General features: G+C 70.5%; 20 protein-coding genes. 13 read left to right on the forward strand and 7 right to left on the reverse strand.

The annotated features are described in order from the left end of the window. Nucleotides 1–96: 96 nt before the first annotated feature. The 6 genes from ACWEOE_RS12185 to ACWEOE_RS12210 all read left to right on the forward strand — a co-directional run bounded on the left by ACWEOE_RS12185 (nucleotide 97) and on the right by ACWEOE_RS12210 (nucleotide 6,088). Nucleotides 97–1,659, forward strand: coding sequence for an anthranilate synthase component I (locus ACWEOE_RS12185; protein ID WP_452007454.1), 1,563 nt, complete (start codon nucleotides 97–99; stop codon nucleotides 1,657–1,659). A gap of 139 nt (nucleotides 1,660–1,798) precedes the next feature. Continuing rightward, nucleotides 1,799–2,311 carry a Trp biosynthesis-associated membrane protein gene (locus ACWEOE_RS12190; RefSeq protein WP_452007688.1) on the forward strand — a complete coding sequence of 171 codons (513 nt, stop codon included), beginning with the start codon at nucleotides 1,799–1,801 and terminating at the stop codon, nucleotides 2,309–2,311. Between the two features lie 154 nt (nucleotides 2,312–2,465). Continuing rightward, nucleotides 2,466–3,275 carry an indole-3-glycerol phosphate synthase TrpC gene (trpC, locus tag ACWEOE_RS12195; RefSeq protein WP_452007455.1) on the forward strand — a complete coding sequence of 270 codons (810 nt, stop codon included), beginning with the start codon at nucleotides 2,466–2,468 and terminating at the stop codon, nucleotides 3,273–3,275. Beyond that, a complete protein-coding gene (gene trpB, locus ACWEOE_RS12200; protein ID WP_452007457.1) occupies nucleotides 3,272–4,492 on the forward strand; it encodes a tryptophan synthase subunit beta in 1,221 nt (406 codons plus the stop codon). The genes trpC and trpB overlap by 4 nt, the downstream gene beginning before the upstream one ends. Continuing rightward, nucleotides 4,489–5,283 carry a tryptophan synthase subunit alpha gene (trpA, locus tag ACWEOE_RS12205; protein WP_452007459.1) on the forward strand — a complete coding sequence of 265 codons (795 nt, stop codon included), beginning with the start codon at nucleotides 4,489–4,491 and terminating at the stop codon, nucleotides 5,281–5,283. The genes trpB and trpA overlap by 4 nt, the downstream gene beginning before the upstream one ends. Nucleotides 5,284–5,302: 19 nt before the next feature. Continuing rightward, complete coding sequence (locus ACWEOE_RS12210; protein ID WP_452007461.1) at nucleotides 5,303–6,088, forward strand: MBL fold metallo-hydrolase; 786 nt, start codon at nucleotides 5,303–5,305, stop codon at nucleotides 6,086–6,088. A gap of 22 nt (nucleotides 6,089–6,110) precedes the next feature. Here ACWEOE_RS12210 and ACWEOE_RS12215 read toward each other — a convergent pair whose 3' ends face one another. Beyond that, a complete protein-coding gene (locus tag ACWEOE_RS12215; protein WP_452007463.1) occupies nucleotides 6,111–7,475 on the reverse strand; it encodes a glutamine synthetase in 1,365 nt (454 codons plus the stop codon). A gap of 74 nt (nucleotides 7,476–7,549) precedes the next feature. Between ACWEOE_RS12215 and ACWEOE_RS12220 the strand changes: the two genes are divergently transcribed. After that, complete coding sequence (locus ACWEOE_RS12220; RefSeq protein WP_452007465.1) at nucleotides 7,550–7,732, forward strand: hypothetical protein; 183 nt, start codon at nucleotides 7,550–7,552, stop codon at nucleotides 7,730–7,732. A gap of 40 nt (nucleotides 7,733–7,772) precedes the next feature. Here ACWEOE_RS12220 and ACWEOE_RS12225 read toward each other — a convergent pair whose 3' ends face one another. Next, entirely contained in the window at nucleotides 7,773–8,072 is a 300-nt protein-coding gene (locus ACWEOE_RS12225; RefSeq protein ID WP_452007467.1) for a hypothetical protein, read from the reverse strand. Between the two features lie 163 nt (nucleotides 8,073–8,235). Here ACWEOE_RS12225 and ACWEOE_RS12230 point away from each other — a divergent pair, with 163 nt between their 5' ends. Then, entirely contained in the window at nucleotides 8,236–8,967 is a 732-nt protein-coding gene (locus ACWEOE_RS12230) for an amino acid permease (protein ID WP_452007690.1), read from the forward strand. A 196-nt stretch (nucleotides 8,968–9,163) separates the two neighbouring features. Here ACWEOE_RS12230 and ACWEOE_RS12235 read toward each other — a convergent pair whose 3' ends face one another. Continuing rightward, nucleotides 9,164–9,811, reverse strand: a complete 648-nt coding sequence (locus tag ACWEOE_RS12235) for a helix-turn-helix domain-containing protein (protein WP_452007469.1) — start codon at nucleotides 9,809–9,811, stop codon at nucleotides 9,164–9,166. Between the two features lie 142 nt (nucleotides 9,812–9,953). Between ACWEOE_RS12235 and ACWEOE_RS12240 the strand changes: the two genes are divergently transcribed. From ACWEOE_RS12240 to lgt, 5 genes are all read left to right on the forward strand, one after another. Then, nucleotides 9,954–10,799 (forward strand): helix-turn-helix domain-containing protein, encoded by an 846-nt coding sequence (locus ACWEOE_RS12240; RefSeq protein WP_452007471.1) that lies wholly within the window; start codon nucleotides 9,954–9,956, stop codon nucleotides 10,797–10,799. Next, on the forward strand, nucleotides 10,796–10,975 hold the full coding sequence (locus ACWEOE_RS12245; RefSeq protein ID WP_452007473.1) for a DUF397 domain-containing protein: 180 nt from the start codon (nucleotides 10,796–10,798) through the stop codon (nucleotides 10,973–10,975). Before ACWEOE_RS12240 ends, ACWEOE_RS12245 begins: the two co-directional genes overlap by 4 nt. A gap of 86 nt (nucleotides 10,976–11,061) precedes the next feature. Beyond that, nucleotides 11,062–12,192: an amidohydrolase family protein gene (locus tag ACWEOE_RS12250; RefSeq protein ID WP_452007475.1), complete on the forward strand. Its 1,131-nt coding sequence runs from the start codon at nucleotides 11,062–11,064 to the stop codon at nucleotides 12,190–12,192. An 11-nt stretch (nucleotides 12,193–12,203) separates the two neighbouring features. Then, entirely contained in the window at nucleotides 12,204–13,379 is a 1,176-nt protein-coding gene (locus ACWEOE_RS12255; protein WP_452007692.1) for a M20 metallopeptidase family protein, read from the forward strand. 91 nt (nucleotides 13,380–13,470) lie between these two features. Continuing rightward, nucleotides 13,471–14,589, forward strand: a complete 1,119-nt coding sequence (gene lgt, locus ACWEOE_RS12260; protein ID WP_452007477.1) for a prolipoprotein diacylglyceryl transferase — start codon at nucleotides 13,471–13,473, stop codon at nucleotides 14,587–14,589. A 79-nt stretch (nucleotides 14,590–14,668) separates the two neighbouring features. Here the strand turns inward: lgt and ACWEOE_RS12265 are convergent, their stop codons facing one another. From ACWEOE_RS12265 to ACWEOE_RS12280, 4 genes are all read right to left on the reverse strand, one after another. Next, nucleotides 14,669–15,499 (reverse strand): hypothetical protein, encoded by an 831-nt coding sequence (locus tag ACWEOE_RS12265; RefSeq protein WP_452007479.1) that lies wholly within the window; start codon nucleotides 15,497–15,499, stop codon nucleotides 14,669–14,671. Between the two features lie 14 nt (nucleotides 15,500–15,513). Then, entirely contained in the window at nucleotides 15,514–16,869 is a 1,356-nt protein-coding gene (locus tag ACWEOE_RS12270; RefSeq protein WP_452007481.1) for a hypothetical protein, read from the reverse strand. Nucleotides 16,870–16,879: 10 nt separating this feature from the next. After that, entirely contained in the window at nucleotides 16,880–17,221 is a 342-nt protein-coding gene (locus tag ACWEOE_RS12275) for a hypothetical protein (protein WP_452007483.1), read from the reverse strand. 133 nt (nucleotides 17,222–17,354) lie between these two features. After that, entirely contained in the window at nucleotides 17,355–18,140 is a 786-nt protein-coding gene (locus ACWEOE_RS12280) for an SDR family oxidoreductase (RefSeq protein ID WP_452007485.1), read from the reverse strand. Between the last annotated feature and the right edge of the window lie 367 nt (nucleotides 18,141–18,507).

The raw sequence follows: 18,507 nt of genomic DNA on the forward strand, positions 1-18,507 counted from the left end.
GACTGGTCGTCCCCGTGAATTCAACAGTCGCTGAATTCAAGCGCCGCCCCCGGTCCGACCGAGGTCCGCCGAGGCCCGCGCGGCACAATGGGGCGCATGGTCAGCTCAGCAGCCGGCAAATCCGCCGGGCCCGGCCCGGTCAGCCCCTCCCGCGCCGAGTTCCGCGCGCTCGCCGAAGGCCGCCGCGTGATCCCCGTGGTGCGCAAGGTCCTCGCCGACGGCGAGACCCCGCTCGGGATCTACCGCAAGCTCGGCGCCGATCGCCCCGGCACGTTCCTGTTCGAGTCGGCGGAGAACGGCAAGTCGTGGTCGCGCTGGTCGTTCATCGGCGTGGACAGCCCGGCCGCGCTGACCGTGCACGACGGCAAGGCCGTGTGGACCGGCACCCCGCCCGTCGGCCTGCCGACCGAGGGCGACCCGCTGCAGGTGCTGCGCGCCACCGTGGAAGCCCTGCACACCGAACCGCTGCCCGGCCTGCCCCCGCTGACCGGCGGCATGGTCGGCTACATCGGCTACGACGCCGTGCGCTGGCTGGAGAAGCTGCCCGAGCTCGCCGAGCGCGACCTCGACATCCCGGAGCTGACCATGCTCCTGGCCACCGACCTCGCGGCGTTCGACCACCATGAGGGCACCGTCACGCTCATCGCCAACGCCGTCAACTGGGACGACTCGCCCGAGCGCGTGGACGCCGCCTACGACAGCGCGCTGACGCGGCTCTCGGCGATGACCGAGCAGCTGCGCGTGCCCGCGCCGCCCACCGTCGCGACCTTCGACCGGCCGGCGCCGGAGTTCAAGCGCCGCCGCACGAAGGAGGACTTCCACGCGGCCGTCGACAAGGCCGTGGAAGCGATCAAGGCCGGCGAAGCGTTCCAGGTCGTGCCCTCGCAACGGTTCGAGATCGAGACCGGTGCCGACGCGCTCGACGTCTACCGCGTGCTGCGCACGTCGAACCCGAGCCCGTACATGTACCTGCTGCGGCTGGAGGGCTTCGACATCGTCGGCTCCAGCCCCGAGTCGCTGGTCACCGTGCGCGACGGCCGCGCCACCACGCACCCGATCGCGGGCACGCGCTGGCGCGGAGCCGACCCGGAGGAGGACGCGCAGCTCGCCAAGGACCTGCTGGCCGACGACAAGGAACGCGCCGAGCACCTCATGCTCGTCGACCTCGGCCGCAACGATCTCGGCAAGGTCTGCCGCCCGGGCAGCGTGCACGTGGTCGACTTCTTCCAGATCGAGCGCTACAGCCACGTGATGCACATCGTGTCCACGGTCACGGGCGAGCTGGCCGAGGGCAAGACCGCGTTCGACGCGGTCACCGCCTGCTTCCCGGCCGGCACGCTCTCCGGCGCGCCCAAGGTGCGCGCGATGCAGCTGATCGAAGAGCTGGAGCCAGTACGCCGCGCCCTGTACGGCGGTGTGGTCGGCTACCTCGACTTCGCGGGCGACGCCGACACCGCCATCGCCATCCGCACCGCGCTGATGCGCGACGGCGTCGCCTACGTGCAGGCCGGCGGCGGGGTGGTCGCCGACTCCGTGGCCGACTACGAGGACACCGAGTCGTTGAACAAGGCCCGCACGGTGCTCTCGGCCGTCGCGGCGGCCCAGACCATGGTGCCCGCGGGCGAGTTGGATCCGGCAGAGGACTCGGCCGGTGTCTGAGCAGGGAGAACCGGACCGCGTCGCCACGGATTCCGCAGCGGCCGAACCGGTGCAGCCCGCCGATCCGGCGCGATCCGGCGGCGAAACCCCGTCCGGCGCCGGGAAAACTCCGGCCAAGCCGTCCCGCCGTCCACTGTGGATGATCGTCGTCGGCCTGCTGCTGGGCGCGCTCGCCTTGTGGGGCGCGTCGAAGCTCGCTTGGTTCGCCGAGTTCCGCGACGGCGGGGTGCTCGGCCGCCGGCTCTACACCGAGGACGGTGAGCAGCGCGCCACCGCGCTCGTGCCCTTGGCGCTGCTGGCACTGGCCGGTGTCGCGGGCGTGATCGCCACCGGCGGCTGGGCGCGGCGGATCCTGGGTGTCGTGCTGGCGCTGGCCGGGCTCGCGGGTGTCTGGACCGGCGTGAACGGCGTGAAGTTCGGCGGCTGGGCGCCCGGGCTGCCCGTGACGGAATTGCTGGTTGGCCGCGGCCTGGCCGTGCTGGGCGGAATTCTTCTCGTCGTCGCGGGGTTGTTGGCGGTCAAGGTCGCGGGTACCGCGCGGCGGCTCGGGAGTCGTTACGCGGCCCCGGGCGCGAAGCGCGCCAAGCGCGATCCCGACGTCGAGCTGTGGGAGGCGCTTTCCGAAGGTGAGGACCCCACCGCGGGCAGGTGAACGCCGGGTACCGAAGCGCATTCGGAGCAAGGCGTGCACCCGGAACGGGCCCGTCCGAGTGCGGGGGTTAGCATCGTTTCGGCGGGAAGGGGAAGGTTTTTGTGAGCGAACTTGCGATGGGATCGATGATTTCGCCGACGGGCGGGTGTGCCCGATGAGCGTGCTCGAAGACATCGTCGCCGGCGTGCGCGAGGACCTCGCGGTCCGGGAATCCGCGCTGCCCTTCGACGAGCTCAAGGCCCGCGCGGCGAAGGCTCCCGCGCCCCGGGACGTGATGGCCGCCCTGCGCGAGTCGGGCATCGGCGTGATCGCCGAGGTCAAGCGGCGCAGCCCGTCCAAGGGTGACCTCGCCGCGATTCCCGACCCCGCTTCCCTGGCCAAGGACTACGAGGACGGCGGCGCGCGCGTGATCAGCGTGCTCACCGAGCAGCGCCGCTTCGGCGGTTCGCTCGCCGACCTCGACGCCGTGCGCGCGGCTGTCGACATTCCCGTGCTGCGCAAGGACTTCATCGTCAGCCCGTACCAGGTGCACGAGGCCCGGCTGCACGGTGCGGACATGGTGCTGCTGATCGTGTCCGCGCTGGAGCAGAACGCGCTGGCCGCTTTGCTCGACCGCGTCGAGTCGCTCGGCATGACCGCCCTCGTGGAGATCCACAACGCCGAGGAAGCCGACCGCGCGCTCGAAGCCGGTGCCCAGGTGATCGGCGTCAACGCCCGCAACCTGCACACGCTGGAAGTCGACCGGGACGTGTTCTCCCGCCTCGCCCCGGGGCTGCCGTTCGAGGTGTTCAAGGTCGCCGAGTCCGGCGTCCGCGGCCCGGGCGACCTGATGTCCTACGCCGGTCAGGGCGCCGACGCCGTGCTGGTCGGCGAGGGCCTGGTGGCCTCCGGCGACCCGAAGGGCGCGCTGGTGAAGCTCGTCACCGCCGGTTCGCACCCCGCCTGCCCGAGGCCGTCGCGGTGACCGGGGAGCACGGCAAGTACGACCCCGACGAGCGCGGCTACTACGGCCCGTACGGCGGCCGGTTCATGCCGGAAGCGCTCATCGGCGTCGTCGACGAGGTCGCGGCCGAGTACGACAAGGCGCGCACCGACCCGGAGTTCACCGGTGAGCTGCGCCGCCTGCTCAACGAGTACGCGGGCCGCCCGTCCCTGCTCACCGAGGCCAAGCGCTTCGGCGAGCACGCCGGAGGCGCGCGGGTGTTCCTCAAGCGCGAGGACCTCAACCACACCGGTTCGCACAAGATCAACAACGTGCTCGGCCAGGCGCTGCTCACCAAGCGCATGGGCAAGAAGCGCGTGATCGCCGAGACCGGCGCGGGCCAGCACGGCGTGGCCACGGCCACCGCGTGCGCGCTGCTCGGCATCGAGTGCCTGGTCTACATGGGTGAGGTCGACACCGAGCGCCAGGCGCTCAACGTCGCGCGCATGAAGCTGCTCGGCGCCGAGGTCGTGCCGGTGCGGACCGGGTCGCGCACACTCAAGGACGCCATCAACGAGGCCTTGCGCGACTGGGTCACCAACTCCGAGACCACGCACTACATCTTCGGCACCGCCGCGGGCCCGTACCCGTTCCCGACGATGGTGCGCAACTTCCACAAGGTCATCGGCGAGGAAGCGCGCGCCCAGATCCTGGAGCAGGCCGGGCGCCTGCCCGACGCCGTCGCCGCGTGCGTCGGCGGCGGGTCCAACGCCATCGGCATCTTCTCGGGCTTCTACGACGACCCGTCGGTGCGGCTGGTCGGCCTGGAGCCGGGCGGTGAGGGCATCGAGGGCAACCGCCACGGCGCGACGCTCACCAAGGGCTCCCCGGGCAACCTCCACGGCGCGATGACGTACCTGCTGCAGGACGAGGACGGCCAGACGATCGAGTCGCACTCGATCTCCGCCGGGCTCGACTACCCGGGCGTCGGCCCGGAGCACGCGTGGCTCAAGGACACCGGCCGCGCCGAGTACCGCCCGGTGACCGACGCCGAGGCCATGGACGCGTTCCGGCTGCTCTCGCGCACCGAGGGCATCATCCCGGCCATCGAGTCGGCCCACGCGCTGGCCGGAGCGCTGGTGCTCGGGCGTGAGCTCGGGCCCGACGGCCTGATCGTCGTGAACCTCTCGGGCCGCGGCGACAAGGACATGGACACCGCGGCCCAGTGGTTCGGCCTCGTGGACGGGGAGGGCAAGTGAGCGGCGTCGACGACGTCTTCGCGGCGACGCGGGCGGAAGGCCGGGCCGCACTGGTCGGCTACCTGCCCGCCGGCTTCCCCTCCGTCGACGGCTCCAAGGACCTCCTGGCCGCCACGATCGACGGCGGCGCCGACCTGCTCGAGATCGGCGTGCCCTACTCCGACCCGGTGATGGACGGCCCCACCATCCAGGCCGCCGCCCAGTCGGCACTGGACAGCGGGTTCAAGCTGAAGGGGCTCTTCGAGGTCGTCGAGGCCGTGTCCGCGCGCGGCGGCAAAGCCGTGGTCATGACGTACTGGAACCCTGTGCACCGCTACGGCGTGGACCGCTTCGCGCGTGACCTCGCCTCCGCGGGCGGCCTGGGCATGATCACGCCCGACCTGATCCCGGACGAGGCCGCCGAGTGGATCGCCGCCTCGGACACCCACGGCCTGGACCGGATCTTCCTGGTGGCCCCCTCGTCGTCGGAGGAACGCCTGGCGCTGACCACGGCCGCGTCCTCGGGCTTCGTCTACGCCACAGCCGTCATGGGCGTCACCGGCGCCCGCGACGCGGTCGGCGTCCACGCGGAGGACCTGGTCCGCCGCACGCGTGCCCACACCTCGCTCCCGATCGGCGTGGGCCTCGGCGTCCGCTCCGGCGACCAGGCCGCCCAGGTGGGTGCCTTCGCCGACGCGGTGATCGTCGGCTCGGCCCTGGTCACGGCCGCGGCCGAGGGCAGCGTCGACGGCGTGCGCAAGCTGGCGGAAGAGCTCGCGGAAGGCGTGCGCCGGGCTCCGGCCCGGGCCTGACTCCTCTCGGAGGTAGCCGATGCTGCGGCAGGTCGCGGACGGTGTGCGCGTCCACACCAGCACGTTCTGCCAAAGCAACGCGGTGATCGTCGAAGGCGACGCCGGTGTCCTGCTCATCGACGCCGGCGTGCTCGACGAAGAACTGGCCGACCTCGCTCGTTCACTGGACCGGCCCGTGGTGGCCGGCTTCTCCACGCACCCGCATTGGGACCACCTGCTGTGGCACCCGCTGCTGGGCGCGGCGCCCCGCCACGCCACTGCCCGCTGCGCGGCCTTCGTCGAGTCCCGGCTGTCGGCGCCGGGCGCCCAGGCCCGCGTGACGTCGATGATGCCGCCGGACCTGGTCTCACGGATCCCGCTGGACCTGCTCGGCGATGTCACCGCTCTGCCCGCCGACGCCACCGAGCTCCCCTGGGACGGGCCGCGGATCCGGATCCTCGAACACCAGGCCCACGCTCCGGGCCACGCGTCGCTGCTCCTCGAGGACTCCGGCGTGCTGATCGGCGGCGACATGCTGTCCGACGCGCTGATCCCGATGCTCGACCTGAGCGGCACCGCCGACCCGGTGGGCGACTACCTCGCGGCCCTGGACCTGCTCTCGACCACGGCCGCGTCGGTGGTCATCCCGGGCCACGGCTCGGTCGGGGCTGACGTGTCCGCCCGCATCGCCCAGGACCGCGCGTACGTGGAGTCCGTGCGCGACGGCGTGGATCCGGCCGACCCGCGGCTCGGCCCGACGGCGTTCGGCAAGGACTTCCTGCCCGGCGTGCACGAGCGGCAGGTGCAGCACCTCGGTGGTTCCTGAAGCCCACGCGGCCGTCAGTGCTTCAGTGCAGCCACCGCATCACGTCGCACAGGTCTTCGGCGTCCAGCGCGCCCAGTTCGGCGATCTCGCCGCGCCGGACGTCGGCCAGCGTCGTGGCCAGTTCCGGTCCGAAAGCTGTCTGAAGCGCATCGTCGGCGACGAACGCGGCCACCGCCTCGTCCAGTGACCGCGGCAGCCGCGTCACTCCCGCGGCCGCCGCGTCGGCAGCGGACAACGTTCCCGGATCCACCTCCACCGGCGCCGGCAACCGCGCCGAAGCGGCAACCCCGGCCAGGCCCGCGAACAGCAGCCCGGCCACGACCAGGTAGGGATTGGCCGTGAGGTCGAAACATTTCACCTCGAAGTTCGCGGCCGTCTCCCGTTTTCCGATCGGGCCGCGCACCAGGCGCAGTGGTGCTTCGCGGTTTTCCGGCCCCCACGCGGTGAACACGCCGGCCCAGTGGTGCGGTTCGAGCCGCAGGTAACTCACCACCGACGGCGCCCCGAGGGCCAGCAACGCGGGCAGCCGCGTGAAAATCCCCGCGGCGAACGATTCTGCGACGGGGCTCAACCCGAGCGCACCGGAACCTCCGGCACAGAGATTCCGCCCGTCCTCCCAGAGGCTGAAGTGCACGTGCCCGCCGTTGCCGACGCCGTCGGGCGCGTACTTCGGCGTGAACGACGTCCGCAACCCGTGCGCCAGCCCCACCGTGCGGATCGTCTCGCGCGCCAGCACCGCGACGTCCGCCGCGCGCACCGGATCGTCGGCGGCCACCGACACCTCGAACTGCCCTTCGGCGTATTCGGGGTGCACCTGCTCGACACCGATGTCCTGACTGTCCAAAGCGGACACCAGATCCCGCGCGTACTCGGCGTGCGAAGCCAACCGTGAATAGCCGTAGGCCGGCCCGGGAACGAGCAAGCCGTCGAGCCCCGCGACGACCCACTCCAGCTCGAACGCCATCCGCGCCGAATAGCCGTGCGAAGCGAGCTGCGCGGCCGCCGAAGCCGCCAGCGCGCGGGAGTCCTGCGGGTGGGGCGAGCCGTCCTGGTCGTAGCGCCACGCCGGTGCCCACGCCCAGCCCGGCTGCGCCGCGAGCACCGTCACGGCGTCGAGGTCGGGGTGCAACCGCAAGTCGCCGACGGGCCCGAGCGAGTACGCGCCGGAGGTGATCGTGTCCGTGCACAGGAAGAAGTCGAACGAGTTCGACGCCCCCACACCCCACGCCGCCACCTCGGCGAGCCGGCCCACCGGCACGGCCTTCACACGGGAGATGCCGGAGTTGTCGACGAAGGTCAACGCCACCACGTCCACCCCCGAACGGCCCAGCCGCGCCGCCACCTCGACACCCCGCAGGGAAAGTTCTGCCCGATCGAGCTGGCCCATCCTGCCCCCACGAGGTTCACTGGTTCATTCGGTCATCCCCCCGACGAGCCCTCCCGACGAGCGAGGAGCGCATCGTGTCAGACACCATCGAAACCCGTCCAGCGCTGAGGCGCACGCTGTCGGTGTGGCAGGCCGTGGGTCTGTCCGTGGCGCTGATGGCACCGAGCATGGCCGCCAACATCAACCCCCAGCAGACCGCGGCCGCCGCCGGGCGCGCCGTGCCGTATGCCTGGACCGTGGGACCCTGCCGACGCTGACGCCGGGCTCTTGCCGTCGCCTGGATGGTCGTCCCGTGCGCTATTCGCGCACGCAGGTCTGAAGGCCCAGAGATCGCCAACCGGGTGGGCAGTCGGGAACGTGGAAGTGGATGCAGCAGTAGATGACGAACCCCAACACCAGCACCACCGAGGGCACTCCGTAGCGCAGCCACCAGCGCCAGAGGCATCCGCGCGTGCCGCAGCGCGGCATCTCGCCTTCCCACATGGTTGTGCCGTGGGTACACGTCGGAGTGAACCAGCCAGTTTTCTCGGTGGCCGCGTACAGGTGCGCCCGGTTCTCCTCGGGCGTCTGTTTGGTGCTCCGGTGGGTGCTGGTCATCAGCAGTGGCAGGCGGAGCCGCAGACGATGCAGAACTGCGACCCGTTGCTGTGCAGGCAGTTGTGGTCGTAGCCGAGTACACGGCGGACCAAGTTGCGCAGTCGCTTAGTCACGATGTGAATCCTATCTGTAGTGGGCGGCCAATGAAACCGGCTGCCGCAACATCTCGCGCGCCATCCTCGGCACGGCACTGTTCGGCGGTGCGTTCTTCGTGATCGTGACGGCCGTGGAGATGATGGCCTTCGGCTCCGACGCCCCGGCCTTCCACGACTCACCCTCGCTGCTCGGCGAGCTGGGCAGCACCTTCGTCGGCTCCTGGGCCGGCGACGTGATCAGCATCGGCGCCGCCATCAGCGCCTTCGGCTGCTGCCTCGCCTGCGTGGTCGGCGGCTCGCGCCTGCTCTTCGCCCTCGGCCGCGACGCTTTCGACGGCCGCGGCATCGGCCGCACCTCCGCCAAGGGCACCCCGGTCATCGCCGTCACGGCCGTTGCGCTGGCTGCCGCGCTCATCATCGTGGTGTGCGCGGTGTTCTTCGGCGCGAAGGCCGAGGACACGTTCGCGTGGAGCGGCTCCATCGGGACGCTCATCCTGCTGGTGATCTACTTGTTGACCACCCTCGGCGCCATCCTGCTGCTCTTCGTCCGGCGGCGCGCCCACGCGCCGTGGTGGCACCTGGTGTTCCCGATCGGCGCGCTCGCGCTGCTGGGCTACACCGTGTACGTGAACGTCATCCCGTACCCCACCGAAGGCCCCGCCCGCTGGTTTCCCGTCACGGCGGGCGCGGTGCTGGTACTGGCCGTGATCCTGGTCCTCGCGCTGCCCGGTTTCGCCCGCCGGGTGGGGGAGCGGCTGAGCCTCGCGGGGGAAGCCGGCCCTGATTTGACGCAGCCCTGACGTGACGCAGCCCCGACGTGACGCAGCCCCGACGTGACGAGCCCTTACGTGACGAGCCCTGACGTGACCCAGCCCTGACGCATCGGCGCCCCCGGAGCCCGAGAAGCCACCGGGGGCGCCGGCCTTCGCCGCCGTGCGGCGAAGCTGGAACCCGGCCGCCGCGCCCGCTCGGGGTACGGCCGCGGCGGCCGGGAGCTCATTCGCCCGGCAGGTGCGGTTCGTCGTCGCCGGTCTCGGGGTTGCCGTCGTAGACCACGCAGTCGTCGTCGCTGATCCACCAGCCCACATCCATCACCTCCGGCCCGACGAGGTGCAGCCGCACGGTGTAGCCGAAAAAGCGAGCCAGCATCATCACGTTCGTCACCGCGTGATCCACGAACACAGGCGTGTTTTCCTTGCGCCACAACGCGATCGCGTCGATCCCCAACGCCGCCGCCACGTCGTCGCACGGGTACCCCGCCCGCAGCCGCAGCCGGCGCAGCTTCCGTTGCAGGCGCCACAGCTCGGTCATCGCGTACGCGTCGGCCGGGTTGTCGCCGTGGGGCATCCGCTGCCGCCACGGCGGACGCCGCTGCCCCGGATCGTCCTCGACGAGCAGCACCCGCAGCGAACACCCGAGGAACTGCGCGTACGCATCGAACAACGGGATGGTCGTGCTGGTCACCGCTCGCCGCTTCACCACGAGCACGTTCGCCGCCCGGATTCCCAGCATCCGCCCGGCTTCCCGGAAGGTCAGGCCCTCTTCCCGGCGGATCTCGTCGAGCCTCGCGGCCACCGCGACGAGCTGATCGAGCGCGGACAGCTGTATCGGCGCTGTCTCTCGCTCCGCGAGTTCCACTGTCATGTTCTCCCGTCTCTCCGCCGGTGCCGCCCTGGTGCCAATTGGTGCCGCCGAAAGCCGAAGAACTATGAACCCCGGCGGCAATCAGCGCAATGCACCGATCGAGTTAAGTAAAGGCACCAAAAGATGTGGTTTGCTGTGGTGCATGGCTGGCACCACTCCTCGAGCGCGCGCGATCGGCGCCGAACTCCGCAGGGCCCGCGAAGACGCCGGGTTGAGCGCACGCACACTGGCGACCCGCCTCGGGATCGCGCACACCACGATCGGTCGCTGGGAGTCTGGCGAGCGCAGCCCGCGCCCGACCGATGTCGCCGCGGTGCTCGGTGCGCTTGGCGTGGACCACGAGGTGCGCGAGGAACTGATCGAGCTTTCACGCAACAGCGATGGGCGCCATTGGGTTGCCTCCGGACTGCCGGAGCAGAAGCGCCAGCTTGCTGCTCTACTGGAACTGGAGCGCGATGCGGCGCGGATCGTGAATGTCTCGCCGCTGCTGGTGCCGGGCTTGCTCCAGTCTTCCGGCTATGCGCGCGCCATCATCGGTGGCGGTGGAGTCCCCTCAGTCGAGGTCGAGACCAGAGTCGCGGTGCGGATCGGTCGGCGCGATGTAATCATGCGGCGCGAACGCCCTGCCGAACTGCTGGCGCTGGTCGATGAGACCGCACTGAATCGGAACATCGGAGGGCCTTCGGTCATGGCCGATCAGTTGCGCTCGCTCGAAGAAGCCAGCCACTGGGCCAATGTGACCCTGCGAGCCATCCCCGAATCCGCAGGGTGGCACCCTGCACTGGAAGGGCCATTCGTGCTTCTGGAGTTCGCCGACCGCACATCGGTCGTGCAGATCGAGAACCGCCGATCCGCGTTGTTCTTCCACGAACCAGTCGATGTCGAGGCGTATCAGCTGGCGATCGATAGAGTCCAGGACATCGCGATGAGCCCCGCGGAGACCCGGGCACTCATCGCGGATGTCCTCGGCAACTTGGAGACGGGATGAAACAGCCCTTCACCGACTGGCGGAAGTCGAGCCGGTCGCAGAACACCTCGGATTGTGTGGAGATCGCGGTGACCACCGACCTCGTCGGTATCCGTGACACGAAACAGCGGGAAGCCGGTCACCTGACCGCCACCCGCGACGGTTGGTCGGCGTTCCTGGCCCAGCTCGGCCGCTGAACACCACCACCGGAAAGCCCTCAGCGACCCGAGAACGCTGAGGGCTTTCCGCTGTCCACCCCCGGCCCGCCCTTATGGTGGGGGACATGCTGGATTTCGTCGCCGACGTACCGCTCGTCGACCACCACTGCCACGGTGTGGTGACCAGCGCCGTCGAGCGGGAGGGCTTCGAGCGGATGCTCACCGAAGCCGACGCGGTCTCGCCGCTGGGCACGTCACTGTTCGATTCGCTCATCGGCCTGGCCGTGCGCGAGCGGTGCGCCCCCGTCCTCGACCTGCCGAAACACGCGGAACCCGGCGACTACCTGGCCCGTCGCGCCGAGCTGGGCGCCGAGGAGGTGAACCGGCGGTTCCTCCGGAAGACCGGCACCACCGACTACCTCCTCGACGGCGGCTTCCAGCCCGACGCGCTCACCGGCACGACCGAGTTCGCCACCCTCGCCGCCGCCCGGGCCCACGACGTGGTGCGGCTGGAGCAGGTGGCGGAGGACGTCGTGCGCGCGGGCACGAGCGCGAGCCGGTTCGCGACCGATTTCCGGACCGAACTCCAGAAGCGCACGGTGAACGCCGTCGGGGTGAAGTCGATCGCGGCGTACCGGGTGGGGCTGGAGCTTGAGGGGGAGCGTCCGGACGCGGTGGAGGTGGTGGACGCGGCCGGACGGTGGCTGGCGCGCGTCGGGGCCGGGTTGCCGTTGCGGCTGGCCGACGAGGTGCTCCACCGGCACCTGATCTGGTGCGGCATCGACCTGGGGCTGCCCGTGCAGTTCCACGTGGGCTACGGCGATTCCGACGTGGACCTGCACCGCTGCGATCCGTTGCTGCTCACCGGGTTCCTGCGGGCCACCCGCGACACGGGCGTGCCGATCCTGTTGCTGCACAACTACCCGTTCCACCGCAACGCCGCCTACCTCGCGCAGGTCTTCGAGCACGTGTTCGTCGACACGGGCCTCATCACGCACAACGCCGGCCTGAGAGCCCCGGCGATCCTGGCCGAGACACTGGAGCTGGTGCCGTTCGGGAAGCTGCTGTTCTCGACGGACGCGTTCGGGCTGGCGGAGCTCTACCACCTGGGCACGAGCCTGTTCCGCCAAGGACTGTCCGACTTCCTCGAATCGGCGCTCACCGCCGATGCACTGTCCGAAGTGGACGCCCAACGCATCACCCGCCTGGTCGCGAACGAGAACGCGAACCGGATCTACCGCCTGGAGCCCCGATGACTGGAGCCCCGATGACCAACCTGGCCACGCGCTGGCGCGCCGCCCTCGCCGACGAGCTGCCGGGGGCGATCGAGCTGCGTCACCGGCTGCACGCCGACCCGCGGGCGTCCGGCGACGAGGAGGACACCGCGCGCACGGCGGTGGCCGCGCTGGGGGCGGGCGAGGGCGTGCGCGTGGCGAAAACCGGGCGGCTGATCGAGCTGCCGGGCGAGCACGCCGGGCCCGCGGTGGCGTTGCGGGCGGAGCTGGACGCGTTGCCGGTGCCCGAGCGGACGGGGGTGGCGTGGGCGTCGGACTCCGGTCTGATGCACGCGTGCGGCCACGACGTGCACGTGGCCGCGCTGGTGGCCGTGTGCCGCGCGGCGCTCGGTGTCGGGCTGCCGCGGCGGCTGGTCGCGATCCTGCAGCCGCGGGAGGAGACGGCGCCTTCGGGGGCGCTGGACATCGTCGAGGCCGGGGCGCTGGAGGAGCTCGGCGTGGACACGGTGATCGGTGCCCACGTGCAGCCGCGGCTGCAGCACAACGTGGTGTCGGCGGCGCCGGGGCCGGTGAACGCGTCGACGGACGAGTTCGAGATCGTGCTCCACGGCCAGGGCGGTCACGCCGGGTATCCGCACCTGGTGCACGACCCGGTGCTCGCGTTGAGCCAGCTCGTGGTGAGCCTGCAGCAGCTCGCGAGCCGCCGCATCGACCCGGTGCACGGCGCCGTGTGCACGGTGGGGCGGATCCACGCGGGCACGGCCGCCAACGTCGTCCCGAACACCGCTGCCGCGCACGGCTCGCTGCGGCTCATGCGCGCGAGCGACCGCACGCACGCGCTGGAAGTGCTGGCCGACATCGTGCACGGCACGGCCCGCGCGTACGGCTGCACCGCCGACCTGCGGCTCAGCTCGGGTGAGCCGGTGCTGGTCAACGACCCGGCGCTCGCCGCGGCCGCGCAGCCGTGGCTGCTCGACGGTGGTGCCGACGTCGACGTGGACTTCCGCTCGTTCGGCGCCGACGACTTCGCCCACTACTGCGGCACGGGCACGCGGGGGCTGATGCTTTTCGTCGGCCTCGGCGACACCGCGGGCGCCCCCAGCCTGCACGACGAGGTGTTCCTGCCGGAGGACGCGGCCGTCGGGCAGGTCGCCCGGGCGCTGATGGCCGGGTACCTCGCCGCTCTGCAGCCGGGTGGTTACGAGTAGTCACCTTCGCGACCGGACCGTGACCGGTGCTTCACCCACCCTTCGGCAGCGTCCTCACCACACCGGAGCATTGACGCGATACGGTGACCGCGTGTATTCCGCCTCGGCAGCCTTCCTGGCCACGATCCCGAGCCCCGACCGCGGTGTGTGGCACCTGGGGTTCATCCCGATCCGCGCCTACGCACTGTGCATCATCGTGGGCATCATCGTCGCGATCTGGTGGGGTGAGAAGCGCTGGGTGGCCCGCGGGGGCACCAAGGGGACCGTGATCGACGTCGCGGTGTTCGCCGTGCCGTTCGGCCTGGTCGGCGGCCGCCTGTACCACGTGATCACCGACCCCGAGCTGTACTTCACGGCCGGCAAGAACCCGTGGAAGGCCTTCGCCATCTGGGACGGCGGCCTCGGCATCTGGGGTGCCATCGCCCTCGGCGGCGTCGGCGCGCTGATCGCCTGCCGCCGCAAGGGCATCCCGCTGCCGGCGCTGGCCGACGCGATCGCCCCCGGCATCGTCACGGCGCAGGCCATCGGCCGCATCGGCAACTACTTCAACCAGGAGCTCTACGGCGCGCACACCGACCTGCCGTGGGGCCTGGAGATCTACCAGCGCATCGACCCGGCGACCGGGCTGCCCAACGACCTCACCGGCATCGCCGTGGGCCACGTCCCGCTGGCCGACAGCCCCGTGCACCCGACCTTCCTGTACGAGCTGATCTGGAACCTGCTCGTCGCGCTGGTCGTGGTGTGGGCCGACCGCCGCTTCAAGCTCGGCCACGGTCGCGCCTTCGCGCTGTACGTCGCCGGCTACACGCTCGGGCGCTGCTGGATCGAGCTCATGCGCACCGACACGGCCAACCACATCCTGGGCCTGCGCGTGAACGTCTGGGTCGCGATCCTGGTGTTCCTGGGCGCGGTGGCGTTCATGATCGTGGCGAAGAAGAAGGGGCCACGCGAGCTGCCCGAGACCCTGCGCAGCCGCGGCGACGAACGCGACGCGGTCCCGGAGTCCCCGGAACCCGGTTCGCCGGCTGAGGGTTCCGCGCCGGAGTCCGCTTCGGACACCGCCGCGCCACCTTCCGAACCGGGCAGTGCCACGGACGCCGACGCCGACGCCGACGCCGGCGCCGGCGCCCGCGACGAGATCACGGTCGACGCGGGGTCCTCGTCTTCCGCGCCTTCCGGCTCGGACGCGAACAAGCCCGAGAAGTCCTGACTCCTCGGTTTCACGGCTTTCACCAAGCGAAGAGGTCCCCGGCTCACCACGAGCCGGGGACCTCTTCGCGTTGTGCGGTTCAGCCGAGCGGGGAACCACCGAAGTAGTCGTCGTCGCCGTCCGGGCGGTCCTCGCGGGGACGGCGCGGAGCAGGCGGGTTCTGGCGTTTCGGCGTGGGGCGGTCGGCGAGCGGGTCCGCGAACTCGTCGTCCGGGGGAGTGAAGCGGTCGTGGCCGGGCGCGGTGTGGCGGCCCGCGCCAGGAGACTGTGTGCCCGGAGACTGTGTGCCCGGGGACTGTGTGCCCGGAGACGGTGCGGGCGGGGGCGGCGAGGCCGGCGGTCGGCGGTGGGCCAACGGGTCGGCGAAGCCGTCGTCCGGCGGGGGAGCGCTGTGGCGACCGGCCGAGGAGGGCGGCGGGGAACTGCTGGCGAGCGGATCCTCGTTCGAGAACCCCTGCGGCTCCGGCGCCGCGGCCTGCGGGGTCGTACGGCTCGACTCGGCGAGGAGATCACGGGAACCCGTGCGGGCTTCGAGCACCTCCTCGGGGGAGAGGCCCTCCTGCATCTCCTCGTACATGTCCTTGGCCTCGCCGAGTTTGGCGTCGGCCAGGGCGCGCACCTCGGGGTCGGCGAACGCCTTGCCGGACGCGACGTCCTTCCACGACAGCTCGCCGGCGTCGACCTTGCGCTTGACCAGCCGCAGCGCGGCCGGGGCGTCGGGCTTCGAGGCGGCGAGCTTGAGGGCCTCGATGCGTTCGGGGGAATCGGTCTGCGGCAACGGCTTGAGGCGGATCTTCTCCAGGTCCTTCAGCAGCTGCCGAGACTTGCTCACGGTGCTGTCGAGCGCCGATTCCGCCTCGCGGATCTCCGGCGTCTTCCACGCGTCCTGCGCTGGGGTGGGCCGTGACATGACGGCGGGTCCTCTCAGTCGTCGATGCTGCCGCTGATCCGGCCGCTGCCGGAGTGCGCCGGGGTCCGGCTCTTCTTGCGGCTGTCCCAGTAGTCCTTGTTGTCCTGGTGGTTCTCGCGGGATTCCGACACGCCGTCCTTCACGGAGCCCTTGATGTCACCCACGTCACCGGCGATGTCCTTGGCGTTGTCCTTGATGTCGCCGACGTCGCCCGCGATGCCCTTGCCGATGTCGATCACGTCGGAGATGCTGCCGACGTCCTTGATCTTCGCCAGCTGCGAACCGATGTCCTTCACCGAGTTCCACAGATCGCCGACCTTCTGCACGATGTCCTTGATCATGTCGATGATCGAGATCAGCGCGTTGATCAGCGGCAGGATCTCCGAAAGGCCCGTGATCGCGTCGGCGATCCAGCCCGCGATCGGCACACACGCCTCGGCCGCCATCACCAGCAGCCGGTCGATCAGGCTCTTCAGCAGGTCGAGCGCCTTGGCCGCCAGCTTCTGCGAAGTGTCCGACAGCAGCTCGAAACCCTTGGCGATCAGCTCCGCGATCCCGGCCTCCGCGGCCAGCCCCGCGCGCCACCCGAGATCCACGTACGCCTTGTGCGCCAGCGACGCCGGCCCGCTCCAGCTCTCGCCGAGGATCTTCTCGTTGCCCACCATCACGGTCGAGAACGCCTTCATCGCCTCGGCGATGTTGCGCCACGCCTCGGCGTCGGCGGAGATCTTCGAGAAGTCGCCGGTGATGGGCTCGATGAACTTCTGGGTGAGCGTCTCGCCCGTCAGCTGCTGGAAGATCCACTCGACGGCCATGACCTCGACGCCGGCCTCTTTGACGAGGTCCTGGATGTCCTCACCGGAGGTGTCCTCGGGCGGCTGCAGCAGCTCGCTGATCGAGCTGCCTTCGTCGAAGCCGCTGGGCGAGGTCGACGGCGCCGCGCCCGGATCGCCGCCCGAGGACGAGGGCGAGTCGCCTTCGTCGTCCTCGTCATCGTTGTCGTCATCGTCATCGTCGTCGGAGTCGTCGTCGGAGTCCTCGTCCTTGTCGTCTTTCTTCTTCTCGTCTTTGTCTTCGTCTTTGTCGTCGCCGTGCTTCTTCTTGCCGTCTTCGTCCTCGTCCTGGCCGGGGCGCTTGCGTTCGTCGCCTTCGTCCTGGCCGGGCCGTCGGGGGTTGCGGGGGTCACCGGGCTGGTTTCCCTGGGCGGGGACACCGGGCGCCGGCGGGACGGGCGGTGTGTTCGGCCGGCTCGGCGGCGGCGTGGCCGGGTGGTTCTGCGGGGGCGCGGAAGGATGCGTCGGTGTCTGATGGGTCGGGGCTGGGTGCGTCGTGGTCCCGGAGTGTCCGCTCGGGTGGCTGTGCTTGGCCATGTCGTTCCCCTCAGGCCCTCGCGCTCGGGGCGCCGATTTCGTCGATCTCGATGCCGAACTGCTTGAGGATCACCGCGGCCTGGCCGTCGTGGTGGTCGTAGGAGTCGGCGGCCGAGCGGATCCCCTGGCTGAGCGAGTTCAGGCGGTTGTCGCCGAAGTCGAGGGTGCTGCCGTAGAGGTTGCCGACCAGGTCGACGACGGGGCGCAGCAGTGCGAACAGGCCCGTGAAGCCCGAGGTGTCGCACGCGGTGGTGCGCATGTAGTCCCTGATCTTGCCGACCTGGGCGTGCAGCCCGTCGGCGACGTCCGCGTACTCGCGCATGACGTCGGTGTGTACGTCGAAGTCCGACACCGATTCCCTCCCAGTGATCGCCGGTCGACGAACACTATGGCAGGAAGTGATCACCCTGCGTGGGGTGTTTCGGGAAATCCACCGATCAGGAAATCGAATTCCGACAAATCAGGCGTTGATCCACAAAGGACGTTCAGAGGTCCGGCAGTCCGAGCTCCAGGTTCGGCGCCTGCAGCCCACCGTCCACTTCGAGCACCTTGCCGGTGACGTACGAGCCGGCCTCGGAAGCCAGGTACAGCACCGCGGACGCGACGTCTTCGGCCGAACCGATGCGCCGCAACGGGGTCGCGTTCTCCATCTTCACACGGATCTCTTCGTTGCCCGCCACCACTTCCAGTGCGGACGTGAGCACCGAGCCCACGCAGATCGCGTTCACGCGCACCTTCGGCGCCAAGTCCACCGCGGCCAGCCGCGTGTAGTGGGAAAGCGCCGCCTTCGCCGTGCCGTAGGCCAGGAATCCCCGGCCCTGCACGCGGCCCATGATCGATGAGATGTTGACCACCGCACCGCCGCTCTCCAGCAGTGCCGGGGTCGCCGCCACGGTGAGCGCATGGGCGGTCGCCACGTTGAACCGGAACGCCTCCTCGAGGAAGTCCGTCGTCGTCTCCGTGAACGGTCTCGGGTACGTGCCGCCGACGTTGTTGACGACGATGTCAAGCCGCCCGAAGGCATCCGTGGCCGCCGAAGCGAGCGAAGCCGCCGCCGCGGGGTCGGCCAGGTCGACCGGCACCACGTGCGCCCGGCGTCCGGCCGCGGCGACGCGGTCGGCCACCTCGTGGAGCTGGCTCTCGGTGCGGGAGGCGATGACCACGTCGGCGCCGGCTTCGGCGAGTGCCACGGCGGTGGCCGCGCCGATGCCGCGCCCCGCGCCCGTGACCACCGCGACCTGGTCGGTGACGCGGAACCGATCGAGGATCATGCGGCGGACGTTAACACGGTTACGGAGCGAGCGGCATCGGTCACACGGGTGGCCTGCGGCTCGGCGAGACCCCAGGAAAACCGCCGGAAATGCCTGTGCCAGACCGGATGCGTAAAAGCCGGGTTACACTTGACGGAAACGCCCAGATCAGATAGTTAGCTAAGCGAACGACCTGGGTGCCATCAGGAACTACGTCGTTCCACGCAGCCAGATCGTTACCGTTCACCGCCGTCCGGGGCGCTCTGAGGTGCTGCTCCGGTGTTTCCCAGGTGTTAAAGTCGCGCTAACAAGCGGGCCATCGTCGTCCCGTGCGCTCCCCACGGCCGGCCCGCCGGCCTCGCACGAAGACGACGAAGGAGGTCCCTTT

Source organism: Amycolatopsis sp. NPDC004368 (assembly GCF_053602515.1).